Here is a 3558-nt window from a genome sequence, read left to right as displayed (position 1 = left end):
CGCGGCAGATGGCGCACCGGTTTTGCTGTGGTTGTGCGAGCCATGCAACCCGACTGGGCGCAGCTTGCCTGAAACGTTTTGGCTGAAACTGGCTCGGCGCTTGTCGGCAGGTTCGAACTGTATCGTGGCCATCGATCGCGCTTACGAACCTCTGCGCTTGCACGGGACAGATCCTGTTGCGCCGGAGCTGGCCGCGCGTTGCTGGCAGCTGTATTCGCCCAACAAGGCCCTGGGCCTCACTGGCGTGCGGGCTGGCTGGGTGCTCGCCCCTGAAGAGGATGTGCTGGACCTGCTGCCAGCACTGTGGCGCCTGGCGCCCAGTTGGGTCTTGTCTGCTGAAGGTGTGAGCCTGTTGAGCCAGTGGCCCAGTGCCGCTGTGCAGAACTGGCTGGCTCACGCGAGGGCAACCCTGGGTACATGGATGGCGCAACAGCAAGCGGCCTTGTCCGGGCGAGGGTGGGTACACCAAGCCAGTTGCACCAACTTCACGCTCAGCCGTCATCCTGATCTGGATGAACCTGCTTTGAACGCGCTGAACGCCTGCTTGCGGTCGCAAGGCATCAAATGGCGTGATGCGGGCAATCTGGGCTTGCCCGGATGGGTGCGTTGGCGAGCACATCAGCCCGTCGCGCAAGAGACCTTGCTCCAGGCTTTGGATCAATGAATGCGCGAACAAGAGCAGTCAAACAGGAGTGCGGCATGAGTGCACGTGCAGTGATGGTACTGGGCACGACCAGTGGTGCCGGCAAAAGCTGGCTGACCACAGCGCTGTGCCGTTGGTATGCCCGCCAGGGGCTCAAGGTGGCGCCTTTCAAGGCTCAGAACATGAGCAACAACGCCCGCGTGGTGCCGGGCCTGCAGGGGCGCATGGGCGAGATCGGCAGTGCGCAGTACTTCCAGGCATTGGCTGCCGGCGCGAGGCCCGATGTGCGCATGAACCCCGTTTTGCTCAAACCCGAGAAGGACACTGCCAGCCAGGTCGTGGTCATGGGCGAGGTGCGTTCAGACTTGCAAAGCGTACCTTGGCGTGAGCGTAGCGAGCACTTGTGGCCGTATGCCCAGGCTGGTCTGCGCGCGCTCATGGCGGATCATGATGTCGTGGTGATCGAAGGGGCCGGATCGCCCGCCGAGATCAATCTGCACAGTAGCGACTACGTCAACATGCGCACGGCGCTGGAGGCGCAGGCGGCTTGCTTGCTGGTCACGGACATCGATCGCGGTGGTGCCTTCGCCCATCTGTTTGGTACGCATCAGTTGCTGCCGGCGCATGAACGGGCCTTGATCAAGGGTTTTGTGCTCAATCGCTTTCGAGGCGACGCCAGCCTGTTGGCGCCTGGGCCGCAGCAGTTGCAGGATCTCACCGGCGTGCCCACCATGGCGGTCTTGCCCATGTGGCGAGGCCACGGCCTGCCTGAAGAGGATGGTGTGTTCGACGATGCGGCAACCGGTCCGTCCGCCCGCTTTGATGCACAAGGCCAGCGCATCCTGCGCGTGGCGGTGCTGGCGTATCCGCGCATCAGCAACCTCGACGAGTTCCAGCCTTTGCGCTCGGCAGCGCATGTCCGCCTGGTCTGGGCGCGGCAGGCTTCAGACCTCGAAGGCGCCGATTGGGTGGTCCTGCCCGGCTCCAAGTACACCACCTCCGATCTGGCCTGGCTGCGCGCGCAGGGGCTGGACAGGGCGATCGCGGCGCATGCGCAAAAGGGTGGCGCCGTGCTGGGCATCTGTGGTGGCTTGCAGATGCTGGGGCAATACCTCGCAGATCCAGACGGCGTCGAATCAGAGGCCGCGCAGGTACCCGGCCTGGGCTTGCTGGACGTGCAAACCCGCTTTGATGCCGACAAGCTGCTGCGAGATACCTCAGCGCAATTCGTGCCCCACATGCAAGGTGCCTGGTCGAGCTTGTCCGGCGTTTCAACCAGCGGCTATGAAATCCATCATGGTCGGACGCAGGCTGTGTCCGCTCAGGCGCAGCCAGTTTTGCTCGATGCCAACGGGCAGGTGCTGGGCTGGCAGCAAGGATCTGTGATCGGGCTGTACCTGCACGGGCTGTTCGAATCCGAGCCGGTCTTGCGCGCATTGCTGGGCGGCCAGGTGCCCGTGTTGTCTCAGGTGTTCGAAGGCCTGGCGGACTACCTTGATCAGCACTTCGAGCCTGGCGCCCTGATGGCCTTGCTGGCTCAGCCTGCTTCCTCCTCTTCTCATCCTTGAGCCAGCCCTGGGCATCACGCAGACAGTTGCAAACAGATGGCTTGAATACAACTTGGCATAGCGAACATCTCTCACATGAGCACGACACACAGCACCATCGACGACCTGAGCCAAACCGAACTGGCCAGCCGACTGCAACACCTGATCGACCACAAGACCAAGCCCCTGGGCGCTTTGGGGCAGATCGAAACACTGGGCCTGCAACTGGGCCTGATCCAGTCCCGGCTGGATCCCCGCTTGCTTGAACCGCAGATGGTGGTGTTTGCCGGTGACCACGGCCTTGCCGCGCGCGGCGTCTCCGCCTACCCGAGTGATGTCACCTGGCAGATGGTCGAGAATTTCCTGGCTGGTGGCGCTGCGGTCAGCGTGTTGGCTCGCCAGCACGGCCTGGCCTTGACCGTGGTCGATGCAGGCGTGGCGCATGACTTCGCGCCTCGCGCCGGTCTGCAGATCCGCAAGGTGGCGCCCGGTACCGCAGACAGCTCCCGCCAATCTGCGATGACGGCCGTGCAATGCGAGCAGGCCATCGAGCAGGGCAGGGATGTAGTGCGCTCGCTGCCAGGCAACACCGTGTTGCTCGGCGAGATGGGGATCGGCAATACCTCCAGCGCCACCTTGTTGATGGCGCGCCTGCTGGGCGAGCCTTTGCTGGCCTGCGCGGGGCGAGGCACGGGCCTGGACGATGCCGCCTACCAGCGCAAGCTTGATGTGCTGCGCGAAGTGCTGGCCTTGCATGTGGACGCCGTCTCGCCCATGGCCACGCTGGTTGCATTTGGCGGCTTCGAGATCGCGATGATGGTCGGCGCAGTGCTGCAGGCTGCGCAAGAGAACCGCGTGATCGTGGTGGACGGCTTCATCACCAGCAGCGCCGTGCTGGTCGCGTCCCGGCTGCAGCCGCTGGTGCTGCAACGGTGCGTGTTCGCGCACCAGTCCGATGAATCAGGCCATGCCTTGATGCTCAAGCACCTGAACGCCAAGCCCTTGCTCAAGCTCAATCTGCGTCTGGGGGAAGGCTCTGGTGCGGCCTTGGCCTGGCCGTTGCTGGAGTCTGCTTGCCGTATCTTGCGCGAGATGGCCAGCTTTGAGGCCGCAGGCGTCAGCAGTTCGGATCAGGATGCCGGCCAACGGCCCGCGAGCGAGGCATGATGCTGGCATGAAAGCCCTTCTGGTCGCCTTGTCGCACGAACTCCGCCTCATGCTGATCGCCCTGCAGTTCCTGACGCGGGTGCCGGTCCCGGCCTGGGTGGGGTTCGAGCCCGCATGGTTGCAAGGCTGCATGCGTTACTTCCCGTTGGTCGGGGCCCTGGTGGGCATGGCGGGCGCCTTGGTGCTGGCTGCTGCGGCCTT

The 3558-nt window shown here is 64.0% G+C and carries 4 protein-coding genes; all 4 read left to right on the top strand.

Annotated elements, in window-relative coordinates; all coding sequences use genetic code 11:
• A partial coding sequence (locus tag EPO09_RS00500) for an aminotransferase class I/II-fold pyridoxal phosphate-dependent enzyme (protein WP_290639117.1) occupies positions 1 to 664 on the top strand: 664 nt, incomplete at its 5' end.
• Between the two features lie 35 nt (positions 665 to 699).
• The gene (locus tag EPO09_RS00495) at positions 700 to 2211 is read left to right on the top strand and encodes a cobyric acid synthase (RefSeq protein WP_290639115.1); all 1512 of its coding nucleotides are present in this window, start codon (positions 700 to 702) and stop codon (positions 2209 to 2211) included.
• Positions 2212 to 2286: 75 nt separating this feature from the next.
• Positions 2287 to 3357: a nicotinate-nucleotide--dimethylbenzimidazole phosphoribosyltransferase gene (gene cobT, locus EPO09_RS00490; RefSeq protein ID WP_290639113.1), complete on the top strand. Its 1071-nt coding sequence runs from the start codon at positions 2287 to 2289 to the stop codon at positions 3355 to 3357.
• 7 nt (positions 3358 to 3364) lie between these two features.
• Positions 3365 to 3558 (top strand): adenosylcobinamide-GDP ribazoletransferase (locus EPO09_RS00485; RefSeq protein WP_290639112.1); only part of this gene is annotated, 194 nt, incomplete at its 3' end.

It is taken from the genome of Aquabacterium sp. (assembly GCF_004297345.1).
GTDB lineage: Bacteria > Pseudomonadota > Gammaproteobacteria > Burkholderiales > Burkholderiaceae_C > Aquabacterium.
This window is presented reverse-complemented; position numbering and strand designations above follow the sequence as displayed.